Raw genomic sequence first — 6,471 nt, forward strand, 5'->3', positions numbered from 1 at the left:
TTGGCTCAAAACTTAAACTAGTGGTTGACAACAAAGGAGGAGATCACTACGGGGAATGAGGGGACCTCCGATCGCTGTTGCCACCCAGATTTCTTAATCATAAACGCCTCAGCGGTTGAAATCCGGTGACAAAGGCGAACGCTTCGCTTCTCCAGTCTCCCTCTTCCCCTCCGCTTCTGCTATCTTATACTGTCAACCTCTAATTATTAGAGTGAGCCTCATAATTGATCAAAAAATTGAACAACCCGTCTTGTATATTCTTCTCTATTTAATCTGTATCCCTGAACGTGATCGGCATTAGAAACCGTCCACAATTCCGAATGCTCCTTGTAGGCTTCGTGCAAACGCATACTGTTTTCATAAGGTATGGAATAATCCTGATCACCATGAATCAATAAAACGGGACGCGGATGTATTTTCTTTAAAGCTTTTATTGGACTTACATTCTTGGCACTTCCCACATGCATTCTTATAAAGGCAAGCGTGAGTGGTGTAAATGGGAAGCTCGGCAGCTTCGTCCATACGTAAAACTTTTCAGTTAAATAGGTAGATAATTCATTAAAAGGACTATCCGCAACTACACCAACTACTTCAGGCGCGCGGGCAGCCGCAAGTAAAGCAGTAGATGCACCCATAGAAAAACCGATCAGACCAATTGAAGAAGGGTGATTGGCTTTCACCCACGCAATCGCGCTTAATAGATCCTCCTGTTCGTACAGACCAATGGATGCAACATTTCCACTAGATTCCCCACAACTGCGAAAATCGAACATCAAAACATGAAAACCGTTCTCCGTCAAATCTTTTGCTAATTTTAATGCAGGTAATTTCTTTTCCAACCGATTTCCCCGATAACCGTGCGCAAAAATAATGGTCCTGTTTTTTGGCTGCTGTGCCGGGATAAACCATCCCTCTAAAGAAATATCGTCTCTGCTTTGAAACGATATTAAATCAAAATCGAGACCGTAATCTTCCGGCGATTCGTTTATCGCTTTTCTTACATTATTACGCGTTAGTTTTAGCGACACGATAAAGGAGATCATAAGGCAGGCTAAGATGGCCAAAGCAACGACAGATACGACGATCCAAACAAGGAATATCATCCGCAGCACTTTCCTTCCTTTGTTATTTCAGCATTTTGCATAATCCGATTTCATCCACATTTAGAAAATAGAAACTCCCACAATTTATCCGTTTCTGTGGGAGTTTCATTCATAATCGCTACTTATTTTCCAGACGGCCTAGCACTTCTTTAAAATTTACAAACATTTTGGCTGCCTGCGCCCTTGTTGCTTGATCGTCAGGCATAAAGTTTCCGCCTGACCCCTCTGCAATTTTTAATTCAACAAGCATCGAAATGGCATTTTGTGTTTCCTGATCATATCCAGAGATATCCGGGAAATATGCCAACTGCTTCGGTTGATATGGTGTTCCGTTTACCTTCTCATAGGTACGGTAAAAAATTAAAGCAAGGTGGGCACGTGTCACATCTGCGGCGGGTTTGAAGGTCTGGTCCGGATAACCTTTAACCACACCATGTGCATACGCCTTCTCAAGCTCCTCCATTACAGCTTTCCCGATCGATTGAACATCTGTAAATGGCACTTGCTTTTGTTCATCCAATTCCAATAATCGCACGGAGAGACTTGTTACTTCCATACGGCTTATCCGGTCATCCGGTCGGAATGTTCGATCTGGATAACCATAAAACAATTTCTCCCAATAGCTCTTCTTGATGTAGCCTTCACCCCAATGTCCTGCAATATCGGTGAATGGAACCTTTTCCAATTGATTCACAGTAATGGTATAGGTTTGTTCGTCTCCATTTTCGGCGATGATAACGATATCGAAAATGTTTTTTCCTTCGTTCAATAGCAACGTTTGTTCATCTACAAATGCTTCGCCATCTAATGTGATTTTCGCCCTAGGATGATGTGGCTTCACGATAATTTCTACGGTTTCTGCTTCCGTATCACCCAAATCATATTCGAATTGGGCTGGATCGAAGGGCAATATATTTTTCCCATCAACATGTGCTTCCAATTGGTCTATCCTTTTGTCACTGGAAGGAATATATACTCCCCATCCTCTTCCTGGTGACGATGCTTTTGCTTGGCGAGTCACTGTAATCGTATAGATTTGCTCATCCCCATTTTCAGCAGTAACAATGATGTCAAAAGTATGTTCACTTTTCTCCAAAAGCAATGTTTTCCTATCTTCCAGTACTTCGCCATCTAATGTGATTTTTGCTTTAGGATGATGTGGCTTCGCAACAATGTCTACAGCTGCTGCTTCCGTAACGCCCAAATTATATTCGAATTGGGTCGGATCAAATAATAGCCTATTTTCCCCGTCAACATAGGCTTCCAATAGTTCTAAACTGTTGTCACTGGAAGGAATGTGCTCCCCCTCACCTGGTGAAGGTTCTTTTGCTTGGCGGGTCACTGTAATCGTATAAATTTGCTCATCCCCATTTTCAGAAGTAACGATGATTGTAAAAAGGTTTTTCCCTTCATTCAACGGAAGGGATTGCTTTTCATCAAAGGGGGCGCCATTTAATGTGATTTTCGCTTTAGGATCATTTGCGGTTGCAAAGATTTCAATGGTTTCTTGTTTCGTATTCCCTATGTCATGGTCGAAACTGGTTGGAATTAACTCCAATGCACGTTCACCCTGTAGACTTACCCCTAATTGCTTTAAACGAGGTGGTGTAGGTATCTCTCCGCCACCAGGCGAGATCACCTCCAATTGCAATGTAGCGTTATTCAGAATATTATGGTCCGCGATCGTACGACCATCTTCTAACACTGTTCCGGCAAAAGTTATGTTTTGGTTTTCGGGTGCAATTCCGACAGCATCTTGAATTTTTTGTTTCAGCTGCTGAATAGAGTCGCTGCCATATACGTGAAGGGTAATGGTATCCCCATCTACTATTTGCACATGAATGATTAATAGGGATTTATCAATATTGTTGATCTCTATCCGCTCGACTTTTTCATTCCCTGTCTTATCCTTTACATATACGGTATAGGTTCCATTTTCTGAAACAGTAAATTGATTATCCGTCACATCCTCACCGTCTCCATCCTGGAAATCGACAAGGTCTTTACTTCCTTTTGCCCATTTCAACTCCACCACATTGGCTATATCGCTTATGACATCAATTAAAACCGTTACATCCTCATTCGTCGGTTCGGTTCCGCTCGGGGTTAATGTGATCATTAAACATTCATCCGCTTCGAGCTGCTCGAAAGTATATCCCCAATGATTGGCAAGTTCATTGGCTGTCGATCCACAATAGCCATGAATCGTTATTTGTTCAGGATTAGCTGGATTCGTTTCATGTAATACATCCGGATTAATAATTACCTGATTGCTCAATACTATAAATTCCTTTATCTGATTATTACTAAAAGCACTCCGGCCAATAGACCTGACAGATTCCGGTATCGTTACCGATTGTAAATGATTTAACCAAAACGCAGCGGCCTCTATGGTCTGTACATTTTCACCCAAAGTTAGTTCAGTTATGTTATTTCCTACAAATGCACCGTAATCAATGAGTGTTACTGTATCTGGTATGGTCAATTCGGTTATATAATTATTTAAAAACGCATTTCCTCCTATCCTCTCCAACCCTTCTGAAAAAGTAACCGAAGCTAAATTATTGTCACGAAAAGCATGATTGCCAATCGTTATTACACTGCCTGGAATCTCAATTTCTTGTAATGTATTTTCAAAAAATGCATACTCCCCAATGCTCGTAACACTATCAGGTATAATCACACTCTCCAAATTCTTTTCACTAAAGGCATAATTCCCGATAGCCGCAACAGTCTGCCCATCCAGTGTATCCGGGATTTCTATACTTGTATCCGTTCCCCTGTACCCTGTGATTCTTACCGTACCGCTTCCATTATTTACATATATATAATCAGACTGATTCATCTCAAACATTACCGTTGTTTCGTTACCCGCTTCATCTGTAACGATTAATTCATACTCGCCATTCGCACTCACCGTTGTTCCACTTGTGAAAGCAATCCCATTTAATGTTGCGGTCCCTTCATTGAAGGAAATGGTTACAGGTGCATTATACACTTCACCATCCGTCACACCCGAAACTACGGGAGGGGTCTTGTCGATATTATGGATTTGGATCGTTGCAATCAGCTCTCTCCCAAGAACGTCTTCTACATATGCTGTATACGTATCATTTTCGGAGACGATGAATTCATTTGAGGTAACAAGCTCTCCTCCGCCAGCTTGAAAATAAGCAAGGTTTTGATCCCCTTTTGCCCATTTCAATTCCCTAATGCTTTCCGGTAATCTGTTAACATTTACAGAAATCGTCACATCTTGATTGGTAGGATTGGTTTCACTTGGTGTCAAATTCAACTCCAAACACTCTTCCTCCCCACAATCCTCTTTCCATTTACCATAAATCGTCATAGGTCCCGGGACTGTATGATCCCATGCATTTTCAAAATTCTCGTCGGTATACCAACCTTCAAAGTTCGCGTCTAAAAGCGGTGTAGCAAAAGGATTTGCTCCAAAAATCGGTACAGATCCCTCAAACTGCACCATTTGTAAAGGATTTCTACCGAAGGACTGTTCCCTAATGTTTTGTACGCTCGCCGGGATCGTCACACTGGTTAACTCATTAACATTAAACGCGCTTGCTCCTATAAACTCCACAGAGTCAGGGATGGTTATTTCAGTTAATTGGTTCACCCAAAACGCGCCATACCCTATTGTCTCTACCGAATTCGGAATCGTGACACTCGTTAATTGATTGTCATGGAATGCCCGTTCTCCTATGGTAACCACAAAATTTGGAATGACTACGCTTGTTAATTGATTCGCTTGAAAAGTCCCTTCCTTTATACTTGTCAATGAATCCGGAAGGATTACACTCGTTAATTGATTATACCAAAACGCACTTTCACCTATATCTGTCACTGAATCAGGAATCGTTACACTAGTTAATTCCTTAAAAGCAAACGCTTCCTCCCCTATGGCTGTCACGGTTTTTCCATCTATCAGCTGCGGAATTTCCACATCCTTAGTAGCCTGATCATCGTACCCAGTGATCGTTACCGTATCATCATCGTTAACTACACATTCAAAATCGGTATGTTCTCCACAAACTACTGGACCGCTCTCCTCCAATACTTGAAAGGTATAGCCGTTTGCTATTGCATATTGCTCTGTTGTCGATCCGCTATGACCAAATAGCGTTATATCTGCTGGTGTTGCAGGTGGAGCTTGAAAAAAAGGGAACATCCCAAATTCCAGCTCATCATTATATATTTTTACTTCTGTTAAGGGATTTAAGGCAAATGCAGCATCGCCAATCGCTCTCACACCAACGGGCAACGTTAACGTATTGATCTCGTTCCGTAAAAATGCACTCGCCGCGATATGGTTCACAGTACTGGGGATCACAACTTCTTCTATATTATTCTGTTCAAAAGCTTGCTCGCCAATGGCCCCTATACCTTCATGTAAGATAAGCGTTTGTATCGCATTTCCCATGAACGCTTCTTTTTCAATTACAGACACGCTGCCAGGAATATGAACCGATGCCAGCAAGTTATCTTTAAAGGCACTTTCCCCAATTGAACTTAATCCTTCTTGCAAAGTTAACGTACGAATGTTGTTATTACCGTCTCCTCCTAAAAATGCCTGCTTGCCAATAGAAGTAATTGTGCCAGGCAGCGTCACTTCCTCCAGCTTGTTATCTATAAATGCCCTCTCACCAATTACCTCCACGCCTTCCGGAATATGCACGGCTTGTATTTCATTATCCCAAAATGCTTGATCTTTTATTGTCTTCAAACCTTCTCTTAAGGTTACCGTCTTCAGATTTCCCTGACTAAACGCCCCCTCAGCAATTGTAGTCACGGTCCCGGGTATGTCCACATGCTCCATTTGATTGCCCGCAAATGCCATTAAGCCTATTTCTATTAATCCTTCATTTAAAATAACAGAGTCCAATTCACATCCCATAAATGCCCCAATTCCTATGGTGGTGACCGTCCGGGGAATCGTTACAGAGTTCATTGTTTTCATCATAAATGCCTGATCTGCAATCACTGTAACATCTTTTCCCTGAATCTGTTCCGGAATCTCCACGTCCATATCCGTACCCAAATACCCTACGATCGTTATCGTTTCACCGACAACCAAATAATCGTAATCCGCCTCGTCCGCAAAAACTTCTGATACGGAGCTAATTAGCATATTAGGAAGAACGAGTAACATCATGAGCCCAATCATCCCGATTTTACGAATATAGCCTTTCCATTTATGGCGTTTTCCCTGTAACATTTTCCTCCACCTTTCCATTTATGGATGTATAAGATCCATTGTAGTCAGCCGCGATGAAAGAAAAATGAAAGAAATGATACTTATACCTGCCATGAGCAAAGGTGCGTTGCCACTGCGGGAGAGAGGGGGCTGTAACCG

At 41.9% G+C, this 6,471-nt stretch carries 2 protein-coding genes; both read right to left on the minus strand.

Annotated features, from left to right (window positions below):
- Positions 1 to 218 precede the first annotated feature (218 nt).
- On the minus strand, positions 219 to 1,103 hold the full coding sequence (locus PSHG_RS15630; RefSeq protein WP_010274441.1) for an alpha/beta hydrolase: 885 nt from the start codon (positions 1,101 to 1,103) through the stop codon (positions 219 to 221).
- A 118-nt stretch (positions 1,104 to 1,221) separates the two neighbouring features.
- Positions 1,222 to 6,333 (minus strand): leucine-rich repeat protein, encoded by a 5,112-nt coding sequence (locus tag PSHG_RS15635; protein ID WP_010274444.1) that lies wholly within the window; start codon positions 6,331 to 6,333, stop codon positions 1,222 to 1,224.
- Positions 6,334 to 6,471 lie beyond the last annotated feature (138 nt).

The sequence above is a fragment of the Paenibacillus senegalensis JC66 genome (assembly GCF_000285515.1).
In the GTDB taxonomy this organism is placed as follows: Bacteria; Bacillota; Bacilli; order Paenibacillales; family NBRC-103111; genus Paenibacillus_L; species Paenibacillus_L senegalensis.

Excerpts from the sequence above, each read along its gene's own strand:
- PSHG_RS15630 (WP_010274441.1), bottom strand. The coding sequence starts at position 1,103 with ATGATATTCCTTGTTTGGATCGTCGTATCTGTCGTTGCTTTGGCCATC.
- PSHG_RS15635 (WP_010274444.1), bottom strand. The coding sequence starts at position 6,333 with ATGTTACAGGGAAAACGCCATAAATGGAAAGGCTATATTCGTAAAATC.